The organism is Smaragdicoccus niigatensis DSM 44881 = NBRC 103563, from assembly GCF_000380645.1.
Classification (GTDB): Bacteria; Actinomycetota; Actinomycetes; order Mycobacteriales; family Mycobacteriaceae; genus Smaragdicoccus; species Smaragdicoccus niigatensis.
The window spans coordinates 300,091-319,228 of record NZ_AQXZ01000019.1; the positions used below are offsets into that span (position 1 = coordinate 300,091).

Consider the following 19,138-nt stretch of genomic DNA (forward strand, 5'->3'; position numbering starts at 1 on the left):
AAGCTTTTGTGGCACAAGACGGTACGTGCGACCTGCGGAAACAGTCGAGACAACACGTTGACCCGGCCGATACGCAATCGTTAAAGGCCGAGCCCCTGAAGCACCGTGTCCGCCGCAATGAAGGCCGCGATCGCGAAGACCAGATAGGCGAACCATCGCTGCAGTCGAGCGATGTCCACCCTGGTGCCGAAGTGACTGGCCGCCAACGATGACAGCACTGCCGCGCCGGCGAACATCAGGGTCACTCTCCACTCGATTCCCGCAGACATATGGGCGATCAACCCGGTGATCGAGTTCGCCACGATGATGACCAGCGACGTGCCGATGGCGATCGGCATCTCGACCCCGAGCATCAGCACCAACGCCGGGATGATGAGAAAGCCACCGCCGACGCCAAACAACCCGGTCAGAACGCCGACACCGAAACCAGTCGGAACCGCGCGAGGAACACAACGCCGCCAGTTGATGCCTGCACCCCCGACCCGGCAAGCCGTACCCAACTCCCCTGACGGCGACAACATCCGGGCGCCCGCGACGATCATGACCACGGCGAAGCCGGCCATCAGAACCCGTTGCGCTAGGTGGTGACCGACGAGGGTCCCGACGATCGTGCCCGGTGCACCGGACAGAGCGAACACTCCGGCCAGTCGCCACTGAACCTGCCGTGCGCGCAACTTCGGCAGCACACCGACCGCGGCGGCAGACCCGACGACAACGAGCGACACCGGCACAGCCTGGGTGAGTGTCAGCCCGACGCCGTAGACCAGCAGCGGCACGGCCAGGATCGACCCACCACCACCGAGCAACCCCAGGAGGAGCCCGACGACGACGCCGAAGACCACAGTCATGACCAGCATCGGTTCCTCCTTTCATACACGTCGGTTTGGGTCGTCAGATCAGGCGAGGGAGAGGAAGAGCTTTTCCAACTCCGCCTCGGTCAACGGTTCGCCGCCATTCGCAGCCTCACCAGCCAGGCACTCGCGCAGACCGGATGCGACGATCTTGAATCCCGCACGATCGAGCGCCTTCGAAACGGCAGCGAGCTGCGTGACGACGTCCTTGCAGCCGCGGCCCTGCTCGATCATCGTGATGACACCGGCCAGCTGGCCTTGTGCCCGGCGCAAGCGGTTCAGGACCTGAGCGGTGGTTTCTTCGTTTCCAGACATGGGTGGTATCTCCTTCGTGCGCGTCGGCTCAGAACTGGAAGGACGTCATTCCGGGGTTCTCGTCGGTACAGGCGCATCGCTGGCTCTCCGGGACCGAACTCATCACGGCATCAGCGTGCATGCCGCATCCGTCCCAGGTCGTCCCACCGCAAGCGGGGCATTTGACGGGGTAGCACATGTGTGGCTCCTTCGATTGTCGGGTTCGGGAGGTTCTCGTTAGACCTTGGCGTGCGCCGCGGCCCAGGCGTTGTATCCGCCGATCAGGTCACTGGCGTCGGCGAAGCCTTGCGCGCGGAGCAGCGAGGCCGCGACAGACGAGCGCCAGCCGCCGGCACAGTGCACAACGATCGGCTTGTCAGTAGCCAGCTCTGCGGCGCGCGTCCGCAACTGCGCGAGCGGAATCGGCAGCGCACCCGGGATGTAAGCGCCGTTTTCGCGCTCACCGGGATTCCGGATGTCGACAAGTGTCACTGCCTTTGCAGCAAGCATTTCGTCGAGTTCGGGCACACTCTTGCGTGGCGCGGTCCGCACCAGATCCCGCAAGTGGGTGGGGAACTCACCGACGGCCGCGACGTTCAGATAGCCAATCGCACCGTCGGAGCCGATACGGGCGAGCCGCAGTGCCGACTCCTGCTCCTCCCCCGGGTACGTGATGAGTGCGATCCGTTCGCCGACGTCAGCGACCATTCCGCCGGTCTCGGCGAATCTTCCCCCGAAGCCGACATTGATCGACCCACGCAGGTGCCCGGCCGCGAAGTCGTCGGGGCTACGAGCATCGAGCACCCTCGTGCCGGACTCGAGTTCGGTTCGAAGTTGTTCTGGGGTCAGCTCCGGAATGTGTCGGTACTGGTCGAGCGCCGGACGAGCGGCCTTGTTTAGCGCCACATCGACCGAGAAGTACGCGGGTGCTGCGGGCTGTCCCGCAGTGAGCATCGACACGAACTCGTTTTCTGCCATCGGCTGCACCGACGGATTCATCTGCCGCTGCTCACCGATCGTCGACGTCAGTTCGGTCGACAGGTTCTTGCCGCACGACGAACCCGCGCCGTGCGCCGGCATCACGGTGACCGAGTCGGGCAGCGTAAGCAGCACGTCGTGGATGGTGTGGTACATCGCTCGTGCGAGATCCGCTGTACTGCTGTCACCCAGATTGGCCAGGTCCGGCCGGCCGACGTCTCCGATGAACAATGAATCACCGGTGAGAACGGCCGCAGGGATAGCGCCCGGGCGCTCACGGACCAGCAAGCTGATCGACTCCCAGGTGTGCCCTGGCGTCGCCAGCACCTCGATTTCGACGGTGCCGAGGCTGATCTTTTCCCTATGCGCCAGCCGCCGTATCGGATAGTCGGTTTCGGCGGATTCGCCGAAGCCGATCCAGGCGCCGGTCGCCTCGAGCAGTTCGAGGTGCCCGGAGACGAAGTCGGCATGGAAGTGCGTGTTGATAACGCCTTCGATGGTCAGACCGAACCGTGCCGCATCCTCCAGGTACTCGGTGACATCACGACGCGGGTCGACCACGATTGCGCGACCGGAGTTCTCGTCGCCGATGAGGTAGGAGGCGTGCGACAGGCACTCGATGTAGTACTGCTCGAGGATCATGGTGCTTTCCTGACGTGCGGTGGATACTCATAGGTATATACCCCTGGGGGTATTAATTTATTCCAGCCCGAGTCGCTTGACCGTCAGGAGCGGAACATCGATCGCCAGAAGCCCTGCTTCGGCGACGCGGACGCCGCAGCGGTCGAGGCCGTCGAGGCCGTCGAGCAGATGCAGCGCTCAACCCTCGGAACCGACCGCATCACGGAGTCTTTGTGCTGGCCACAGCCGCCCCACGTCGTCTTGCCGCACTTTCGGCAGGTCTTCGCGTAACACATGACTTCGCACCTTTCCGTCGATGGATCGACTTCATAGTGCATATACCCCCATAGGTATGTCAAGATACCCCTATGGGTATTTTTCGATCGTGTATCAACACGATGTCCGGCCCCGGTAGCCGCGCAATCCGGTACACCGTGGGATTGGTGTTCATCATCGGCGGTGTCATACAAGGTGGTGCGGCATGGGGATTGGCGCTGGTCGGCTACGTGCTCATGCACCTCGCCGCGACTGACACCTGCGTCTTGCGTCGGCTCATCGGAGAATCTGCACGGAAGCACCCCGATCCGGCGCCGCACTGCGCGATCAAGCCAGGGCCCGTGTTCGACCTCTGACGCCCGCGTCGTCCATTCAGAGCATTGACGCGATGATCACGCGGTGGTTGATATGGAGGTACGCCGCGGTCGAGGAGGCTGGCATGTCGTACATCTTCATCATGGATTCGCCCGCCGGTTCGATCGAGAACATGGAACGCATCCTGGCTCAGATCGGCGAGGAGCCGGACGGTCTGGCCGCACGCTATGCCGGAATCGTCGATGGACAACTGAAAGTCATCGGCATCTGGGACTCGAAGGAACAGGCCGATCGGTTCTTCGCCGAGAAGCTAGGGCCGGCAATGGCGAAGATCCTCGGCTCGGAGGGGCGGACCTTCGCCGCACCTGCGACTCCCCCGATGATCGGCATCGAGGTGGCGCACAGCTACCACCGTCCGTGACGGGTCAGGCTTCGAGCCTCGCCCGGATCGCGGCCAGCCGCGCCTGCAGTTCCTCCTCGTCGATGATCCCCCGCGCGACGAGCGAATGTGCCAGCGCGACAAGCTGATTCTCCGGGTACGGCAGGTTCGAGTACCGCGTCGCCGATAGCTCGTCCTCTTCGTCTCGCCGCTCCTTGAAACTCGGCACGTCCGCCTCGCAGACCGACTTGTCGAGAGCGTCGCACATGCCGTCGAGGCTCGTCTTCCACGGCGGGAGCGGGTTCGTGACGCCGTACTTGGCGGCCATGACCGGCCACACCTGGTTGCGTTCGACGATGGCCTGCAATGTTTTGATCTCGGGTTGTGTCATGGTTCGCTCCGTCGCGTGGTCCGCTCCTCGCTGCGTTCCTCGCTTCGCTGCGGTACTCGCTGCGATGCTCCCTCGCTCCTCTCGCTCACGGTCAGCCCACCGGATGGATCGCGGGGCGGGTGTCGACGATGACGTTCGACGTCACGCCGGCTTTCGGCAGCGCAACGCCGATCAGGACGTCGCGCGTCACGATCTGCGCGAGCTGCTCCTCGGTCCAGTCCTCGGTCCCTTCCGGCTGCATCGCCATGACCATGAACCGGTGCTTCTGGTTCGAATCCTGAACGCGGACCTCGACGCCCTCGGGCAGCGAAAGCCCGAACTCGGAGAGGACCTGCCGAGGCCAACGAACGAGCCGGCGGCGATAGTTCGGCGTGCGGTACCACTCCGGCGAATTGCCGAGGATCGGTCGCGGATAACAGGAGCAGAGCGCGCACACGATCACGTTGTGCAGCTGTGGGGTGTCTTCCAGGATCGAGAACGCCGTGAAGTCGCTCGGCGTTCCGAAGCCGGTGGGCTCCATCCAGTCGACCCCTACTTCTTTGCTCGCCGTCATCGGTTCCGCGAGGGCCAGGGCCTTGAAGTCCGGGTCGAGCCACGCTTTGGCGACGAGGTTCGCCGCGGGCGTCGGCCCGATGTGCTCGGCGAACTCAGTGAACCTGCGGTGCTCTTCGGCCGTGAAGATGCCCTTCTCGATGCACAGCTCACGAAGTGCGATTTCGAGCACCTCGAAGTCGGTGACCTCATCGACCATCGGGGCGATCGTGCGGACGTGGTCATGGTCGTGATCGTGGCCTGACATGGGCGCTCCTATCCTGCGGCGACGAGCCAGCGTTCTGGGATTTCAGTGCGAAGAGTGTCGTTGGAGGCACCTGTGTATCCGTGCCACAGCTCGGTCATGTCGAACTGCACGACGTAGAACCACTCGGGCTTGGCGTCCTCGCGGTCCCAGGTTTCGTCCTCGGGCGCGGGACTTTCGTAGGCGAGAGTCGCGATCGTGCCGGTCGCTCCGCGGACGTATTCGGGAGTGCGCGTGTAGAAGAGCGCGGGCAGTTCGCGGACTGTCACCGCGTCGCCGACCTTGAACTTGGCCGGATCAGCAAGGCCTGCGAACACGCCCGGATCGCCCTTGCCGACCGCGTGCTTGTGGTGCTTGTTCCGCTTGACGTTCGTCCCGTCGCCCTCGAACTTCGGCTTCGCCTCGAGTTTCTTCCCGGCAAGTCCGTCTTTGTAGCGATCCTGTACCTCGGCCATGCGCTCGCTCAGCTCGCCCAGGCTGATGTGGTGCTTCTCGACCAGATTGCGGGCGACCGCGAGCAGCCACCGACCGTAGTACGGAAGTCCCAGGTACATCGCGCGACCGAGGTCGACGTTGCCGATACGCCGCCGCTCTTCGGAGATCCAGATTCCCCGCCACGCGAGAACCTCGCAGATCACGTAGGTGGCTTCTTCCCAGATCTCGTACTGCTTGTTCTCGTACTTGATCGGGGCGTCCGGCTCACCGCCGACGTCGTGGTCGCACTTCAGATAAGCCGCGATGTGCGCGTGGTCAAGGAGATCAGGTGCCGGTGCGTCCGGAATCTCGGGAAAACGGGACTTTAGTCGGGCCACTAAATCCAAGTGGTCTGCCCGCTCTTTTGCAGTGCTCATTCGGGCCCCTTCGTCGCGACGACTGGTTGACTAGGGTTCGACTTTCAATCTATTGCCCGATTTGTCGCAGGAACAGACCTCGCGAGAACTCGCCCGAAAGGGCAAGACCTCAGGACGGGTACACGCGTGCCAGTAAGTCTTCGTAGACGAGCCAGCCGACGAGGTTGCCGTCGTCGCCGAGTACCGGCGCCCCGCCCTGAAATGCCAAGGTGTCGAGCATTTCTCGCAGTTCCGCGTTGGGCGGGACGGTCGTCGGGTGCGTGATCAGCCCGTTGATCAGGGTGACCCGCGCGCCGCTCGCTTCCAGGAGATCGTGCGAGCTGAGGCAGCCTACGTAATGACCTTCGCCGTCGACGACAGGAAGCAGGTTGTGCGGCGACCGCGCCAACGCAGCCGCGGCCTCCGCGGGTGAACTGGTGATCGGAATAGGCTCGGGCACTTCGCGTGCGACCGCGGCCGCGGTGATCACTTCTCTCATTTCGCTCTCCATCTCGCGGGCTCGCAGCAGCCGCGCGACCAGCGCTGCCATGGCGACCGCAAGAGCCAGCGGCACGACGAGCGTGAGCTCACGGGTCAACTCGTAGATGAGAACGATGCCGGTGAGCGCAGCGCGCTCCGCACTTGCGAAAGCGGCCGCCATGCCCACCAGTCCGTACACCGCGGGCGACGAGGCATCGGACCACAACTCGCCGACGATCAGGCCAAAGGCTGTGCCCGCCATCGCCCCGATGAACAACGTCGGCGCGAAAACACCGCCGAGTCCGCCGATTCCAAGGGTGAAACTCGTCGCAACGATCTTCCCGACCATAAGAACAAGTACCAGTGCCAGGCCGTAATGACCCTCGATCGCATTCGCGAGCACCGGATACCCCGAGCCGTACATCTCGGGCAGTGCGAGGAGCAGGAGGCCCAGCAGGACACCTCCGACCGCCGGACGCAGCCACTCCGGGCCACGCCATACCCAGTCGCAGATTCGGGCCACCAACGGGACCGACCGCGCAAACACGATGCCGACCAGCCCCGCTGCCAACCCGACCAGCAGAAACACCGGCAGCTCGGTGAGTTTGTCGGCGTGCATGACGGGCATGGGGAACAGCGGCGCCTCCCCGATGACCGCCTTTCCGATGACATGCGCGGTCCAGCTCGACAACATGACTGCTCCGAGCGACCTGGTCGTGTAGTTGCGAATGATGATCTCCATCGCAAAGAACGTCCCCGAGATCGGCGCGTTGAAGGCGGTCGAGATGCCGGCCGCAGCGCCACATGCGATGAGCAATCGCATGCGCGCCGAGTCGATTCGGAATACGGAGGCGATCGCCGAGCCCACTGCTGAGCCGATGGCGACCATCGGTCCTTCGCGGCCAACCGAGCCACCGCCACCCATCGTGATCGCAGACCCTAGCGTCTTCACGGCGGTGATGCGCGAGGTGACTCCGGCGCCGTGATCAGCGTATGGGTTCGAGGATTCCTTCGTCCCGCCGAGTCGCCGCGCCTCCGGTGCCAGCCAGTAGACGAGCGGGCCATAGATCGCACCGGTCACGACGGGGGCGAGAACGAGGAACCACAGTCCCAACCCCGGAAGACGCAAGCTGGGTCCGCGCCCCGGATACTCATCGAATCCCGTGACCGCGTTCGTGAAAACCTCGATCAGCCAACGGAATACCAGTGCTCCGCAGCCGGTGAGCGCACCCACGACGATCGCCAGGAGCACGACCGCATTGGGTGATTCTCGCAGCCATCGCCGGACCCCCGCGCTCTGCCGAACGCGGAGAATACGACGGGGTTCAGTAGCCCCGCCCCCGGTGCTCATGAACGCATTATGCGGTCTATCCGGCTAGCCGATACCCAGGTCGCACAACGAACCGAACGCGCAGGGAACCGATTCCCCAGTGACGACGATCGTCGTCTTGAGCGTGGCGGGCGGGTTGGTGCCGTTCGAGGCGGTGATCGTCAGCGGGTAGGTCCCCCCTTCGGTCGGCGTCCCGGAGAGGACACCGCTCGAGGACAGGTGGAGCCCCTTCGGCAGCGGACTCGACGTGGAGACCGTCGGCACCGGGTAACCGGCGGCCGCGAACGAGAACGAATATCCCTGTCCGGTCTGACCATTCGGCGGTTCACCGGAGATCGAAGGCGCAGCGTCAATGAGGAGAGTCACCGCCAGGTGCGCATCCGGGTTGACCCCGTTCGACGCCGTGATGGACACCGGGAACGATCCCGATTCTGTCGGCGTCCCGTAGAGCACGCCTTCGGGCGAGAGCGTCAGGCCCGCGGGCAGGGTGCTGTCGGTCGTGACGACTGGTGCCGGCATCCCCGCGGTCGTAAACGCGAACGTGTATTCCTGACCGACCATGCCAGCGGAGGGGTCACCGGAAACGGTGGGCGGCACCTGGACCTTGAGCACCGACACCGAGTTCGTGCCGTAGTTCGCGACGTACCCGGTTTTACCGTCCGGGGTGAACGCGACTCCCAATGGAGTAGTACCGACTGAAACGGTGCCGGCGACGGTCTGCGTCGCGGTATCGATGATCGCGATCGCGTCACCGTTGCTCTCGGTGACATAGGCACGCGAACCGTCCGGTGTGAAAGTCACGCGCGACGGATCTCCGACGACCGGGATGTTCGACACCGCATAGGTCGCGGTGTTGATGACCGAAACCGAATTCGACGCCTGGTCGGCGACGTAAACGAGTGAACCGTCGGGTGAGACCGCGAGGTTCGCCGGCATATCGCCCACATTGATGTTGGTGCCCGCGGCCGGTCCATTCGCGTCAATCAACTTGTTCGTCGCGGTGTCGATGACGCTGACACTGTCCTGGGCGAGGTTGGTGACGTAGGCGCGAGTTCCGTCTTTGGAGAACGCGACATCGCGGGGCTGGGAACCGACCGAGATCGTTGCGGTGACGGTCTTGCTGGCGATGTCGAAAACACTCACCGAATTCGAGTCCAGGTTCGTGACATAGGCAGCGGTGCCATCGGGCTTCAGGGAAAGGCCCTGCGGAAGGTTGCCAACGGGGTAATTCACCGCCGCCGTCGACGCCACATCGACGAGCGAAATCGTGTTGCTCGCCGAGTTCGCGACATACAACGTCTTCCCGTCGGGGCTCACCGCCAAGTCGCGCGGCCCGCTCCCGACGGACAGCGTTCCGGTGACGGTGTTGGTCGCGGTATCGATGACGCTCACGCTGTCGGACGAACCGTTCGAGACGTACGCGTGAGATCCATCCGGGGAGACCGCGACGTCACGCGGCTCGTTGCCCACGGCGATCGTGGTGGTGACTGTATCGGCGTTCGCGACGCCCGCCGACAACAGCGTGCTGACAGTGGTGGTGATTCCGGCAAAAGCGATGCCGCACAGGAACTTTGCCGATGAATCCGGCCGGGGGTGCATGATCTGAGTTTCGCACCATCAAGATCGCAAAGCGCACGCCGCGCTTGGTCCGCAAAATAACAGTCAGTCAACGAATCTCAGACGGCTGCGGACCGCAGCGGCGGCACCCCCACGGGCACAGTTTTCTCGTCCGAAATCGCCTTGTCGTTGCGCATGAGCGCGAACGTGAGAACCACGCTGATACCCACCAATCCGGCGGAGACGAGAAGGCTTGTCCCGAGGGCGGAAACGAACGCCTCGCGCACGACATTCAGCGCTTCCGTCGCTCCCATTCGGACGGTTTGCTCGAGGGTCGCCTGCGCTGCCGGAGTGTCGGCAAGAAGCCCGCTCAGGTTGCGTGCTTGATCCTCGGTGACGACCTGGCCACGCTCGGAGAGCAGCGACATGATCCGGCGCGCTTGCAACTCGTTGAACATGGCTCCGGTGACGGCCACACCGAGCGTCGCGCCGAGTCCGCTGAGGGTGACGAGCAATCCGGACGCGGCACCCGCCCGATCGCGGTCGACGGCGTTCATCGCCGCGAGGTTCATCGGGGTGAGCGCCAAACCCGTGCCGAATCCGATGAGGGCGGTCGGGAGCCATAGCTGCGACATCGTCGTCGCGGTCGACAACTGCGCCAGCAGGTAAATGCCACCCGCCATCACCGCCAGGCCGACGACGATGGGCGGACGCGGCCCGGTCTTCGCAGCGATCTTCCCGCCGAGCGGCGACCCGATCACCATGAGTCCGGTCAGCGGGAGCAGAACGACGCCGGTCCAGATCGCCGAGTAATTGAGCATCTCCTGGAAGTAAAGCGGCAAGAAGAACAGCAATGCGCCGAGCGAGAAGTCGAGCGCGAAGATCACGACGAGCGAACCGGTGAAGTTTCGACGCCGGAGCAGGCTGAATTCGATGATCGGCGCGGGCGATCGCAGCTCGATCATCACGAATGCCACCGCGGCCGCCGCCGACAGGCCGAATAGCGCCAGCGTCGAAGGCGCGGCGAAGCCCCAGCTCGGACCCTGAATCAGGGCCAGGCTCAGCACCGAAAGCAGGAACGCCGACACGAGTGCGCCGGCGTAGTCGATGCGGCGGGACGCATTCGGGTCGAGGGATTCCGGTGTTGTCATCACGACCGCGGCGATGATCGCGATTCCGATGACGATGCACAGTTCGAAGATCGAACGCCAATTCAGGGTGGCGATCAGGACTCCGCCAATGAGGATCCCGACCCCGGACACCAACTCCGTGGCCCCACCCCACAGGCCGATGGCGAGGGCACGTTTGGCGTCGACGAAGACGTCGGTGATGACGGACATCGACGCGGGGATCATCGCCGCGGCCCCGATTCCGGAGACCCCGATTCCCGCGATCAAGACCGGGGTGTCATTCGCCAGGGCGGCAATCGCCGATCCGATGACGAAGAACGCGGTTCCGACCAGCAACACGAGGCGGCGCCCGAACACGTCCGCGACTCGGCCAGCCGCGATCATGAGCGCCGAATACGGGATGAGAAATGCGGTGACAGTCCACTGCAGTTCCTCGACGGAGGTGCCGAACTCTTTGTGGATCGAGGCGAGCGCGACGACGATCGCGGCAGTCGGAAGTTGTGCGATACCCGCGGCGGTGACCGTGGCCGCCAGCGTGGTGTTCTCACCCATTCGACTCGAACCCATGTCAACCTCCCGCGTCGATCTTGTCACTCGACACGGCCTGGATTCACCTGATCGGTGGAACCGGACGTCCCCCGTCAGATCGACCCTCCGGAGGACATAACTCCTGCTCACAGATTGCGATCGTTGACCTCAGCGCCGAACAAGCCGGCGAGAAACCTCGCAAGACAGGACAACACAATGACCACTATCGCGGCCACCGCCACCGTCGACTCCTGGGCCAAGAAGTGCCCACGGATCGAAATGAAGATCCTCAACAGCACCAACAAGACGCTTCACCTGCAGCGGTTGACCAACCCCGACGGCAAATGGGTTACCGAGCCGCCGACCGTTCTCCGGCCACACGAGAGCGCAGTCGTCAGCGCAGTGAGCGGATGCCCCGACGGATTCAGCGTGATGATGAGCTACCGCATCGGAAAGACCTGCGCACGTGCGGATTTCACCGCCCACAACCACACCTGGTCGGGTGGCGCTGGTACTGCGACGACCGGCGTGATCGGCAGCAAGATCTACGACGTTTTCAGCCACCTGGACAGCGGATCACCGGTCTTTAGTGCGGAGTACCTGCTGAGCTGACTGGAGACAAGTCCTCGAGATAGCGCGGCTTGCAGGCCTGCCACGCACCGGCGAGCATCACAATCAGCGCGACCGCGAGCACCGCGAACGAGGAATTCCAGCCACCCGTCGCGTCGTGCAGGAGTCCGAACAGAACCGGGCCGAGGCACGCCACGAGGTAGCCCATCCCCTGCGCGAAACCCGACAAGGCAGCCGAACCCTGCGGCGTGCGCGTGCGCAGGTTGATCAGCGTCAGCGCCAGCGGGAACGTGCTCGGCCCGAGGCCCAGGATCACGACCCACAGGATCGGCGCCGCCATCGGAGCCCACAACAGACCGGCATAGCCGATCCCGCTCGCCACTGCGCAAGCGACCGCGACCGGGAACGGATTCCGGATGCGCGCCGCAAACGTGGGCGCAGCGAGCGCCGGGACAAGTCCCATGAAGGCGAAGAGTGCGAGCATCGTCGCGGCGAACGCTTCGGAGGCTCCGGCCTCGACGAACAGTGCCGGCAACCAGGTGAACATCGCGTAGGTCGCGAACGACGTCATACCGAACATCGCCGCCATGCCCCACGCGAGCGGGTTGCGTCCGACGCGAACGGGCTCCGAAGGGGCGGAATCCCCCAGTGCACCCGGACCGCGCAGGAAAAACCAAGGCAGGGCCGCCGCCACGGCCAACGCCGACCACATCCCGATCGAGAATCTCCAGCCGTACGCCTCGGACACCGGGACTGCGACCAGCGCCGGCACAACCGTCCCGATCTGGACCATCGTGATGTACACCGAACTCAGAATCGCGACGCGATCGGAGAAGTACCGCTTGACCAGCGGCGGGATCACGACGTTGCCGACTCCCATACCCGCCAGGGCGACCGCCGAGAGCGCGAGCATCGAGCCCGCGTCATTGACCGTGGTGCGTGCGGCGATGCCGAACGCGGTGAGGATCATCGCGATGAGGACTGTCGCTTCGAGGTCGAAACGACGAACCAGCGCCGGAGTCAGCACACCAGCCAGCGCGAACATCGCGGTCGGAACCATGCCGAAGATGCCGATGACGGTCGTCGAGAAACCGATGTCGTGGGCGATCTCATGCGCGAGCGGCGTGAACGACGTGACCGCCGTCCGCAGGGTCAGCGCGGAGGCGATGATCGCAACAAAAACCAGGGCTCGTCCCTGTGCACGCGCAAGGTCACGTTCCGTCGACGGACGAACGATGCCCGGAAGGGTCAGAGTAGCCACCCAGAAATCATAGGATGATTGGATGACCGGAGCAATCACATAACGCCGGTAGACTGTGCGATATGGAACACGTCCGACGGACGAGCCTGATCTCCCAGGTGACCGACCAACTGCGAACCGAGATTCGCGAAGGCCGGTGGGCTGTCGGTACCCGCATCCCGACCGAACCGGAGCTCACCGAACTCACGGGAGTCGGCCGGAACACCGTCCGCGAAGCTGTGCAAGCTCTGGTCCACGCCGGCGTTCTCGAACGTCGCCAGGGTTCCGGAACCTTCGTCATTGCAACATCGGAGGTCGGCGGCGCGCTATCGAAATACTTCGCCGATGCCCACGAGCGGGACGTACTCGAACTGCGTCAGGCTCTCGACACCACGGCCGCCATCCTCGCCGCGCAACGCCGCGACGACGCCGACATCGAGGTCATGAATCGCCTCCTCGACGAGCGTGCCCAGGCCTGGGACGACGACAACCCGCGCGCCATCGAAGCGGATGTAGAACTGCACCGCGCGATCGTGGTGGCAAGCCACAACGCCGTCTATCTCCAGTTCTACGACTCGCTGCTCCCGGCGATCGAAGCCGGCATCCGCCAGCGGACATCGAAGACCGGCGAATCGTACGACGCGGAACACCGCGCGCTCGTCGACGCCATCATCGCCGGCGACTCCGAACGCGCGGCCAAAGCCACGAACTGCTTCTTCAACGAACTGCTGCGCGACTTCGAGTAGTTGCCGCCGAATCCTCAGAACGGTGGCGGTGCGTACTTGTCCCGCAGGTTCTCGACTTGGCGGTGTTGCATGTAGAGCCTCCTTAAGGACCGCAGTGTTTGCTGCTGCGCCGGGTCGTTGGTCATCGCGATGTCGTTGAGTGTCGGGCCCGGGATATCGGGTCCGATATGGGTTTCCCACCAGGTGGGGTGGTCGAGTTCTTTGTCCAGGTCGTCGGCATGAATCCAGCCGCCAGTGTCAGGTTCGATCTCGAATCGATCGAGGTTCGGCGCGAGGTTCGCCGGATACGGTCCGGCTCTGGTGATCCGGGTCAACCCGTTCGGAGAAGTCCACATCACCCCCGATTTCACGCGTCGACAGCCCCACAGCTTCTTCGTCTTCAACTGGTGATGGGCCTTGCACACGGGTTGAAGGTTCGACACGATCGTCAAACCCCCGAGGGTCGGGTTGTCGTGGTTGAACGGGTTGATGTGGTCCAACTCGCAGTCCCGCGACGGCACGCAGCAGCCGGGGAACGTGCACGTCGGGTACATCGCCCGCACCACGGCCGCAACGGTCGCGTCGGGCTTGTATTTCAGGGCACTGTTCGACCACCGGGGCGGTGTCACCAGCGGCTTTGCCGGTACGGACGCGGGCTTACGCACGCGCCCGCAATCGACGAGCGGCAGCGAATCCCCGCTACGGGGCTTGTCCGCCAAGGCGGCGAGTTCGGCGAAGATCGCCTGCCACGCCGCATCACCGGCAAGCTCGCGCACGAGCTCCACAGGGATCGGGGTCCCGTCATCCAACGTCGCGGCCCCGTTCTTCAACGCCAACAACGTCTTGATGTCCACCAGGATCTGCAGCAGAAACTTGCGACGCGTCGGCTGCTCGACTCCCGCTTTGGGGCAGTCGACATCCTCGCACCGGCACACCAACACCGTTTCCCCATGCAACAGCGCCATCAACCCGTCCGCGCGCCGGGCGTTGCGGGTGCGCGGGTCCTTAGGGCAGACGGTTTCGGCGATCTCGTTGATCAACCGATCCGCCTCATGACCCTCCAGATCAGTGATGCACGCCGAGAGCCACGAGAGTCCGTTGCCCTCGTGCCGCACATACACGGTGCGGGACACGCGTTGGTTGAGCTCGCGTGCGGCGGCGGCTTCCTCCGGGTTCACCTCGAACCACAACGCCCATAACCGGCGCCGAAGCGGTCCCGGCGTCAGGCGTTCTGCGAGCGGAACGAGGTGCGGCTCGACACCGTCGATCGTCTCGGCGCACGCGTCTCGGAACACGGACACGATGGTCGAGACCGAGGCGTAGTCGATGACCTCGGCTTCGAACGCGGCATGCACCAACGGGAGTCGATGCCACAACTGACTGCCGGTTTCCACCAACAAGTCCGCGGCCCTTTTGGAAATCCCCAACGCGACCGCGACCTCGGTGATCGCCGAAAACTGCACATCCACCGGGTCGGGAGCTGACGCGATCTGCCAGTCCCAAAACTCATGCGCGGCCATTGCCTTCCGGCATGCAGCCGCGTTCTCCGCCTGCGCGAGCTGGACGAGATCGTCGAGCGTCATGCAGTCGGCGTCAGGGGAAATGTCGGTATCGAACACGCATTCGAATCTACACCGGGGGTCCGACAAGTAACGCCCTGACCAGCAGGAATGTGCAAGTTCTGCGGCCGGGCCGCGCTCTGTCCCACGGAGTACATACATACGCAGATCGGCGCTATCGCTCGTCGGCACACAGGTCTACGGTCACTTTTGGGAACTCCATTTCCGCGACAGGAGACCAACCATGTCCGACCAGAACAAAGCCACCGCGAGGCGCATTTTCGAAGCCTGGAACGCCCGAGACCTCGACGCTTTCGACGAGGTATTCGCCGCCACGGCCATCACGCATGACCCCCAGAATCCGTTCCAGGACGTCGTCGGTCCGGAAGGCATGCGGATGCTGGTCCGCATGTACACCGAAGGATTCTCGGACCAGAGCTTCCTCATCAACGAACAGATCGCCGAGGGCGATTTCGTCGTCACCCGCTGGACCGGCACCGGCCACAACGACGGTCCCATGATGGGCATGCCCGCCACGAACAAGTCGTGCACCGTCACGGGAATGACGATCAACCGCTTCGAGAACGGCAAGATCGTCGAAGGCTGGGCCAGCTGGGACACCCTCGGGATGCTGCAGCAGCTCGGCGTCATCCCCGCACCACAAGCCGCAGGCGCCTAGCTCAGGGGCGCGTCGGTCGCCCGCCTCGCATCCCGCTCATCCAGAATCGCCATCGCCAGCGTTCCGAGGATCAGCAGCATCGGTAACCACACCGCCTTGACGTGCACGAAGTACGTCGTGGCACCACCGAGCAAAGCTCCCCCGACAAACGCACCCACGATGATGAGATAGACGTGCGTATTCGCCCGTTGCTCTTGATCGCCGTCGACGAAGCCGGCATAGGCGCCTTCGATAAGACGAGTCAGGTTCCCAGTCGTCGCAATCGGGATGTAGGCGAGCGATCCGACCTGCCGATACATGCTGATCTGAACCGCCGCGATGAACGCGATCGGGACAGTGACGAACGCATTCGGCACACTTTCCGGCACGAAACCGATGACGAACAACACCAGCGCATGCAGGCCGATCACCAGCAACGCCGGATAGAAAACCGCTTCGTGCCCACGCTTGCTCTTGATGAAGCTTGCGATGATGACGCCCACCACGAACGCCAAGATCGGCCAGAGGTGAGCGAGCATCTCCGACCACTGCTTCCGGGACAGATTGACCGTCAGCAGGATGACGTTTCCGGTCTGCCCCGTCGCGAACACTCCCCTCGTCAGGATCGTGTACGCGTCCAGGAAGCCACCGGTCGCCGTGAGCAATCCGGCGAACAGCAAGGACGATGACCTGGGCATATGCGCGACATTAGTGCCGCGCACATGATCCCGTTCCGAAATTCGACCTACTTGCGGAACTCCTGCACGGGCTCGAATTCCGCTGCCTTGTCACCCATCTCATTGCGATACCACTGCTCCCGGCGGCGGCGCTGCACCGAATCGGCGACCCGGTTGAGTGGTGGCACGAATCGGCGCACAGTCTCCAGACCGAAGGTGAACGGAATCGTCGCGACCGGCATGAAGACCCAGGGCAGCCGACGCGGCATCGCATGCCGCCCATACGTCGACGGCATGAGCCACAACGCCGTGTAGCCGATCTGCATGCGGTAGTTGAATTCGTCCCGGACGCGCTTGCGCCACGGCGTTCCCGACTTCGGCTTGAACGCCGGCAGGTACGACTCGACGAGTTCCTCGCCGTCCTTGCCCGCGGTGTACGCACGCTTGACGAAAGCCGCGAACATCAGCTGGACGGACTCGCGGAAGTTGCGCGGATACCACTCCGGCTGGACGCCGAGAAGGTGGCCGACGTACCGCCAGAAGTGAATCGTCGCTTCGATCTCGGAGATCGTCGTCTGATGTCCGACGCTCCACAGCGCCAGGCCCGGCACGACGCTGCCACCCATCAGCGTGAGTGCAGCGTCGCCGATGCTGATCGGAACACCCCACGCGTCGTAGTCCCATTCCGGACGCTGCATGAGCTTCCGACGAATGAAGACGTGCATGATTCGCACCCGCATCGCCGTCGCCTTGCCGCGCCCACCTGGTTCGAGACCGCCAGGGTCGGAGACGTCGATCCAGAACCGGACCGTTTCCATCTGCCGCTTGTGCGCTGCCTTGCCGGCATAGCCGCCGGCGTAGGACAGCGGCTTGGTGATCGAGCTTTCGGAGTACATCTCGAGCGTGCTCGTCGTGGCGAAGCTGAAGGCCGCAGTGCCCCACCGGCGAAAGACCTTCGCGCCACGCTCGACGAGGTCCCGATCGAGCCACTCCGGGTCTTGCTCGAACTCGGCAAACAATCGCACGAGAGACGCCGGCGCATCCGGCACCGACTCGACGCCGTGCGTGAGCGCTTGGTCGAGCATTTCGCGTCCACGTTTGGGCCCGATTTCACCAAGGTAGACCTCGTCGACGAATGCCTCCGCGACGGGATCTGCCTGGTAGTAGGCCGCCGCGAACGACCGGACGATCTCATCGGACGGCTGCGGATCGAACCGGAAGAGCGCCTTCCACACCTGCCGCACCCGCTGTACTGCAGGTTCGTTGACCTTCTCCCAGTAGCGGAATTCGGTCGGGATCTTGCCCGGTTGGGCGGTGCCGATGACGGCTGGCGCTTTCATGAATCCAGCATTACCGACATCTGTGTCGGTTGTCAACCGACAGTTGTGTCGGTAATCTTGAGCCGTGACCGAACCGAAGCGCCGATTAAAGGGCGAGCAGCGCCGAGAACTTGTTGTCGACGCTGCGCGCGCCCTGTTCGCCGAACGCGCCTACGACGAGGTCTCCATCGGCGATATCGCCAGCCGAGCAGGCGTTTCGCGAACCGTCATGTACGACCATTTCCCCTCGAAGCAAGCGCTCGTTCAGTCATTCCTCATGGAGGAGATGTCCGCGCTGCTCGCCGCACTGACCGAACAACTTCTCGGAGCGGGAACCAGTTACGAACGCTTCGCAGCCGTGGTCCGGACCCACTTCGACTTCGTTCAGCAACGCCCGCTCGCGTTCCGCATGCTCGCCCTGGACTCGCGAACAGATGCCGATATCGCACAGGCCGGCCGCGACCTTCGAGACCTCTCCGACCAAGCACTCAGCGCGGCACTGGCCGCCGACGCCGAGCGCGCCGGACTCGACATCGACAACACCGATCGCACCATCAGCGTCGTAATGCTCACCGCAGCAATCCGCGGACTTTGCGAATGGTGGTTCGAGCACCCTGAAGTCAGCAGCGCCGAGATCAGCGAGATGGCAGTGAAGCTTCTCTGGGGTGGCGTTCGCAGCATCGCCGAGTGAACGCACTTGCTCCTCGTTTGAGATAAATCACGCACGTCAACGTCTCATCTAGCAATTTGTGTGTACAGCTGTACACTCAGTAGGCGAATACCCCAAGCAATACCAAGTAGGAGCGAACCATGAAGGCACTCACCATCGGTGCCCAGCTCGCCACCGTCGGCGCCGTCGCCGTCCTTCTCCACAAAGTGAAGGAATTGCAGCAGAAGACGCACGAGGCGAAGGTTGCCCTCGCAACCGGACATTCGGTTCCGCCTGTCCACGAAGCCGCGTTCGCAGGCAAGGACAGAGTGATCACCATCGAAATCCTCAACCCGCTCGAACTCGCGGCGAGTCAGGTGAAGATCGCCGGCCCGGCCGGAAGCGTGGCACCCGAACTCATCCGCCGCCAGGTCTATTCGCAGACTGTGTCGATCCTCAAGGATCAACTCGCGCAGCAGGGCGTCGAGGCGGAGGTCCAGATCCATGAAGGGCGCTGACGCACTCGCCGCGATCGCAGCCGTCGGCACCGGCGTCGCCGCCCACCGCATGTGGCGAAGCAAGAAGCAGGTCCAGGAAGTCGAGTCCGCGGCACATCGCCATGAGGCCTACCTCCGGGAACTCGAGGTGTTCGCAGAGAGCCGGGAGCGCCTCGTTCAGCAGACCGAGACCACAGCCGCCGCAGTCGAACTCGGGACGACGGTCGCCAAGTTCGGCCACCACGCGATCGCCGCGATTCCGTTCACGATCCTCGAGGCGATCCCGGTTACCCGCTACCCGACGATCGCCGTTCATCGCACGCACGATGTCATCGCCGATGGCGCATACCTCGCCGCCGGGCGCGCCGCCCAGGCCTTCAGCGTCTGGGTTCGCCAGTCGCTTTCGGCGAACCGGGAGCTCACCTAAGCCAAGGTCAGGAACAACTTCTCGAGTTTCTACAGGAGCTCTCCCCGCTCCACGGCGAACT

At 63.8% G+C, this 19,138-nt stretch carries 23 protein-coding genes; 8 read left to right on the top strand and 15 right to left on the bottom strand.

What is annotated here, in order from left to right; all coding sequences use genetic code 11:
• Positions 1–80 precede the first annotated feature (80 nt).
• The 5 genes from F600_RS0122615 to F600_RS0122630 form a co-directional block, all read right to left on the bottom strand.
• Positions 81–857 (bottom strand): sulfite exporter TauE/SafE family protein, encoded by a 777-nt coding sequence (locus F600_RS0122615; RefSeq protein ID WP_018162941.1) that lies wholly within the window; start codon positions 855–857, stop codon positions 81–83.
• Positions 858–896: 39 nt separating this feature from the next.
• Positions 897–1,166 carry a metal-sensitive transcriptional regulator gene (locus tag F600_RS0122620; RefSeq protein WP_018162942.1) on the bottom strand — a complete coding sequence of 90 codons (270 nt, stop codon included), beginning with the start codon at positions 1,164–1,166 and terminating at the stop codon, positions 897–899.
• A 28-nt stretch (positions 1,167–1,194) separates the two neighbouring features.
• Positions 1,195–1,344, bottom strand: coding sequence for a hypothetical protein (locus F600_RS32055; protein WP_169518419.1), 150 nt, complete (start codon positions 1,342–1,344; stop codon positions 1,195–1,197).
• Between the two features lie 38 nt (positions 1,345–1,382).
• Positions 1,383–2,765 carry an MBL fold metallo-hydrolase gene (locus F600_RS0122625; protein ID WP_018162943.1) on the bottom strand — a complete coding sequence of 461 codons (1,383 nt, stop codon included), beginning with the start codon at positions 2,763–2,765 and terminating at the stop codon, positions 1,383–1,385.
• An 83-nt stretch (positions 2,766–2,848) separates the two neighbouring features.
• Positions 2,849–3,040, bottom strand: coding sequence for a hypothetical protein (locus tag F600_RS0122630; protein WP_018162944.1), 192 nt, complete (start codon positions 3,038–3,040; stop codon positions 2,849–2,851).
• Between the two features lie 72 nt (positions 3,041–3,112).
• Between F600_RS0122630 and F600_RS0122635 the strand changes: the two genes are divergently transcribed.
• Both F600_RS0122635 and F600_RS0122640 read left to right on the top strand, forming a co-directional pair.
• Positions 3,113–3,376 (top strand): YgaP family membrane protein, encoded by a 264-nt coding sequence (locus tag F600_RS0122635; RefSeq protein ID WP_081628983.1) that lies wholly within the window; start codon positions 3,113–3,115, stop codon positions 3,374–3,376.
• Between the two features lie 83 nt (positions 3,377–3,459).
• Positions 3,460–3,756, top strand: coding sequence for a hypothetical protein (locus F600_RS0122640; RefSeq protein WP_026306857.1), 297 nt, complete (start codon positions 3,460–3,462; stop codon positions 3,754–3,756).
• A gap of 4 nt (positions 3,757–3,760) precedes the next feature.
• On the opposite strand, the gene F600_RS0122645 is transcribed toward F600_RS0122640, so the two are convergent.
• From F600_RS0122645 to F600_RS0122670, 6 genes are all read right to left on the bottom strand, one after another.
• Positions 3,761–4,105, bottom strand: a complete 345-nt coding sequence (locus F600_RS0122645; protein ID WP_026306858.1) for a thiocyanate hydrolase — start codon at positions 4,103–4,105, stop codon at positions 3,761–3,763.
• A gap of 91 nt (positions 4,106–4,196) precedes the next feature.
• Positions 4,197–4,904: a thiocyanate hydrolase subunit gamma gene (gene scnC, locus F600_RS0122650; RefSeq protein ID WP_018162948.1), complete on the bottom strand. Its 708-nt coding sequence runs from the start codon at positions 4,902–4,904 to the stop codon at positions 4,197–4,199.
• A gap of 8 nt (positions 4,905–4,912) precedes the next feature.
• On the bottom strand, positions 4,913–5,752 hold the full coding sequence (locus F600_RS0122655) for an SH3-like domain-containing protein (protein ID WP_026306859.1): 840 nt from the start codon (positions 5,750–5,752) through the stop codon (positions 4,913–4,915).
• Positions 5,753–5,861: 109 nt separating this feature from the next.
• The gene (locus F600_RS0122660) at positions 5,862–7,562 is read right to left on the bottom strand and encodes a chloride channel protein (protein ID WP_040632288.1); all 1,701 of its coding nucleotides are present in this window, start codon (positions 7,560–7,562) and stop codon (positions 5,862–5,864) included.
• Between the two features lie 24 nt (positions 7,563–7,586).
• A complete protein-coding gene (locus F600_RS31350) occupies positions 7,587–9,140 on the bottom strand; it encodes a beta-propeller fold lactonase family protein (RefSeq protein ID WP_018162951.1) in 1,554 nt (517 codons plus the stop codon).
• Positions 9,141–9,217: 77 nt separating this feature from the next.
• Positions 9,218–10,795, bottom strand: a complete 1,578-nt coding sequence (locus F600_RS0122670; RefSeq protein WP_018162952.1) for an MFS transporter — start codon at positions 10,793–10,795, stop codon at positions 9,218–9,220.
• A gap of 177 nt (positions 10,796–10,972) precedes the next feature.
• Between F600_RS0122670 and F600_RS0122680 the strand changes: the two genes are divergently transcribed.
• Positions 10,973–11,368, top strand: coding sequence for a hypothetical protein (locus tag F600_RS0122680; protein ID WP_040632291.1), 396 nt, complete (start codon positions 10,973–10,975; stop codon positions 11,366–11,368).
• Here F600_RS0122680 and F600_RS0122685 read toward each other — a convergent pair.
• Complete coding sequence (locus F600_RS0122685) at positions 11,343–12,578, bottom strand: CynX/NimT family MFS transporter (protein ID WP_051090919.1); 1,236 nt, start codon at positions 12,576–12,578, stop codon at positions 11,343–11,345. The two genes, F600_RS0122680 and F600_RS0122685, sit on opposite strands and share 26 nt — an antisense overlap.
• Before the next feature lie 71 nt (positions 12,579–12,649).
• On the opposite strand from F600_RS0122685, the gene F600_RS0122690 reads away from it, so the two are divergent.
• On the top strand, positions 12,650–13,312 hold the full coding sequence (locus F600_RS0122690; RefSeq protein ID WP_018162956.1) for a FadR/GntR family transcriptional regulator: 663 nt from the start codon (positions 12,650–12,652) through the stop codon (positions 13,310–13,312).
• A gap of 14 nt (positions 13,313–13,326) precedes the next feature.
• Here F600_RS0122690 and F600_RS0122695 read toward each other — a convergent pair whose 3' ends face one another.
• A complete protein-coding gene (locus tag F600_RS0122695) occupies positions 13,327–14,910 on the bottom strand; it encodes an HNH endonuclease signature motif containing protein (RefSeq protein WP_026306861.1) in 1,584 nt (527 codons plus the stop codon).
• Between the two features lie 184 nt (positions 14,911–15,094).
• On the opposite strand from F600_RS0122695, the gene F600_RS0122700 reads away from it, so the two are divergent.
• Positions 15,095–15,529, top strand: a complete 435-nt coding sequence (locus F600_RS0122700) for an ester cyclase (RefSeq protein ID WP_018162957.1) — start codon at positions 15,095–15,097, stop codon at positions 15,527–15,529.
• Here F600_RS0122700 and F600_RS0122705 read toward each other — a convergent pair.
• Together F600_RS0122705 and F600_RS0122710 are read right to left on the bottom strand one after the other, a co-directional pair.
• A complete protein-coding gene (locus F600_RS0122705) occupies positions 15,526–16,206 on the bottom strand; it encodes a YoaK family protein (protein WP_026306862.1) in 681 nt (226 codons plus the stop codon). The genes F600_RS0122700 and F600_RS0122705 overlap by 4 nt on opposite strands.
• Positions 16,207–16,253: 47 nt before the next feature.
• Positions 16,254–17,525 carry an oxygenase MpaB family protein gene (locus tag F600_RS0122710; protein ID WP_018162959.1) on the bottom strand — a complete coding sequence of 424 codons (1,272 nt, stop codon included), beginning with the start codon at positions 17,523–17,525 and terminating at the stop codon, positions 16,254–16,256.
• A gap of 64 nt (positions 17,526–17,589) precedes the next feature.
• On the opposite strand from F600_RS0122710, the gene F600_RS30790 reads away from it, so the two are divergent.
• The 3 genes from F600_RS30790 (at position 17,590) to F600_RS0122725 (ending at position 19,077) form a co-directional block, all read left to right on the top strand.
• A complete protein-coding gene (locus F600_RS30790; protein ID WP_018162960.1) occupies positions 17,590–18,195 on the top strand; it encodes a TetR/AcrR family transcriptional regulator in 606 nt (201 codons plus the stop codon).
• 119 nt (positions 18,196–18,314) lie between these two features.
• Positions 18,315–18,671, top strand: coding sequence for a hypothetical protein (locus tag F600_RS0122720; protein ID WP_018162961.1), 357 nt, complete (start codon positions 18,315–18,317; stop codon positions 18,669–18,671).
• On the top strand, positions 18,658–19,077 hold the full coding sequence (locus F600_RS0122725; protein WP_018162962.1) for a hypothetical protein: 420 nt from the start codon (positions 18,658–18,660) through the stop codon (positions 19,075–19,077). Before F600_RS0122720 ends, F600_RS0122725 begins: the two co-directional genes overlap by 14 nt.
• Positions 19,078–19,138 lie beyond the last annotated feature (61 nt).

Bases quoted from the DNA above. Each gene is read 5' to 3' on its own strand.
- F600_RS0122615 (WP_018162941.1), bottom strand. From the start codon at position 857: ATGCTGGTCATGACTGTGGTCTTCGGCGTCGTCGTCGGGCTCCTCCTG.
- F600_RS0122620 (WP_018162942.1), bottom strand. From the start codon at position 1,166: ATGTCTGGAAACGAAGAAACCACCGCTCAGGTCCTGAACCGCTTGCGC.
- F600_RS32055 (WP_169518419.1), bottom strand. From the start codon at position 1,344: ATGTGCTACCCCGTCAAATGCCCCGCTTGCGGTGGGACGACCTGGGAC.
- F600_RS0122625 (WP_018162943.1), bottom strand. From the start codon at position 2,765: ATGATCCTCGAGCAGTACTACATCGAGTGCCTGTCGCACGCCTCCTAC.
- F600_RS0122630 (WP_018162944.1), bottom strand. From the start codon at position 3,040: ATGTGTTACGCGAAGACCTGCCGAAAGTGCGGCAAGACGACGTGGGGC.
- F600_RS0122635 (WP_081628983.1), top strand. From the start codon at position 3,113: ATGGGTATTTTTCGATCGTGTATCAACACGATGTCCGGCCCCGGTAGC.
- F600_RS0122640 (WP_026306857.1), top strand. From the start codon at position 3,460: ATGTCGTACATCTTCATCATGGATTCGCCCGCCGGTTCGATCGAGAAC.
- F600_RS0122645 (WP_026306858.1), bottom strand. From the start codon at position 4,105: ATGACACAACCCGAGATCAAAACATTGCAGGCCATCGTCGAACGCAAC.
- scnC (WP_018162948.1), bottom strand. From the start codon at position 4,904: ATGTCAGGCCACGATCACGACCATGACCACGTCCGCACGATCGCCCCG.
- F600_RS0122655 (WP_026306859.1), bottom strand. From the start codon at position 5,752: ATGAGCACTGCAAAAGAGCGGGCAGACCACTTGGATTTAGTGGCCCGA.
- F600_RS0122660 (WP_040632288.1), bottom strand. From the start codon at position 7,562: ATGAGCACCGGGGGCGGGGCTACTGAACCCCGTCGTATTCTCCGCGTT.
- F600_RS31350 (WP_018162951.1), bottom strand. From the start codon at position 9,140: ATGCACCCCCGGCCGGATTCATCGGCAAAGTTCCTGTGCGGCATCGCT.
- F600_RS0122670 (WP_018162952.1), bottom strand. From the start codon at position 10,795: ATGGGTTCGAGTCGAATGGGTGAGAACACCACGCTGGCGGCCACGGTC.
- F600_RS0122680 (WP_040632291.1), top strand. From the start codon at position 10,973: ATGACCACTATCGCGGCCACCGCCACCGTCGACTCCTGGGCCAAGAAG.
- F600_RS0122690 (WP_018162956.1), top strand. From the start codon at position 12,650: ATGGAACACGTCCGACGGACGAGCCTGATCTCCCAGGTGACCGACCAA.
- F600_RS0122700 (WP_018162957.1), top strand. From the start codon at position 15,095: ATGTCCGACCAGAACAAAGCCACCGCGAGGCGCATTTTCGAAGCCTGG.
- F600_RS0122705 (WP_026306862.1), bottom strand. From the start codon at position 16,206: ATGCCCAGGTCATCGTCCTTGCTGTTCGCCGGATTGCTCACGGCGACC.
- F600_RS0122710 (WP_018162959.1), bottom strand. From the start codon at position 17,525: ATGAAAGCGCCAGCCGTCATCGGCACCGCCCAACCGGGCAAGATCCCG.
- F600_RS0122720 (WP_018162961.1), top strand. From the start codon at position 18,315: ATGAAGGCACTCACCATCGGTGCCCAGCTCGCCACCGTCGGCGCCGTC.
- F600_RS0122725 (WP_018162962.1), top strand. From the start codon at position 18,658: ATGAAGGGCGCTGACGCACTCGCCGCGATCGCAGCCGTCGGCACCGGC.